1 protein-coding gene is annotated in these 764 nt (G+C 68.3%); it reads left to right on the top strand.

The window, feature by feature from the left end:
• The first annotated feature begins 166 nt into the window (after positions 1–166).
• Positions 167–739, top strand: coding sequence for a Uma2 family endonuclease (locus tag HYE82_RS36925; RefSeq protein ID WP_179178584.1), 573 nt, complete (start codon positions 167–169; stop codon positions 737–739).
• Positions 740–764 lie beyond the last annotated feature (25 nt).

Here is a 764-nt window from a genome sequence, read left to right as displayed (position 1 = left end):
GCGCGGGGGTGGGCGCCGGGGCGGCATCGTTCATGCTTCAAGCATGCCATTCACGCATGAACGGCAGATCAACCCACGTGCCCGGGGCATATCCACTCCCAGAGGTGACGACGGGACCGGTGTCGCCGTGCGACTCTGGCGGCGGGGAGCGAAGGAGGCGTCCGGCATGACCACCGCGCACGACTACAGCGGCCACCGGGAATACGGCGACATCGCCAATCCCGAGCTCGCGCTGAAGTACGCCATCCAGCACGTCAGCGGAGACCGCACGGAACTGGTCGAGGGGGTCATCAGCATCGTGACACCCGCATGGGACCACGAGCGCGCAGCCAAGATCGTGCGCCGCCAAATCGAAGCGCGGGTCGACGAGCTCGGCTGCGTCGAAGGCTCGGGAAATCTCGACCTGCCGGGTTCGTCGAACTGGTACGTGCCCGACATCGCAGTGGTTCCCGATGCCCTCGCACGTGACGGTGCGGCCCTGCTGCCCGACCAGACCCTCCTGATCGTCGAGGTCACCTCGAAGTCGAATGCCGAGACCGACCGGGTGGTCAAGCGCAGGCGGTACGCCGAGTACGGGGCGCCGCTGTATCTCCTGGTCGACCGGGTGGAGAAGACCGTCACGGTGTTCTCCGGGCCAGGGCGGCTCGGGTACACCGAGGTCGACGGGCCGCATTCCTTCGGGACGCCGGTGCGGCTGCCCGAGCCGTTCGGCCTGGAGCTCGACACCGGCGGGCTCTAGGCGAACAGGGCGGTCAGGCGGGGGA

The organism is Streptomyces sp. BR123 (assembly GCF_013401435.1).
Classification (GTDB): Bacteria; Actinomycetota; Actinomycetes; order Streptomycetales; family Streptomycetaceae; genus Streptomyces.
The sequence above is the reverse complement of the archived record's forward strand: the minus strand, read 5'-3'. Positions and strand labels throughout refer to the sequence as shown.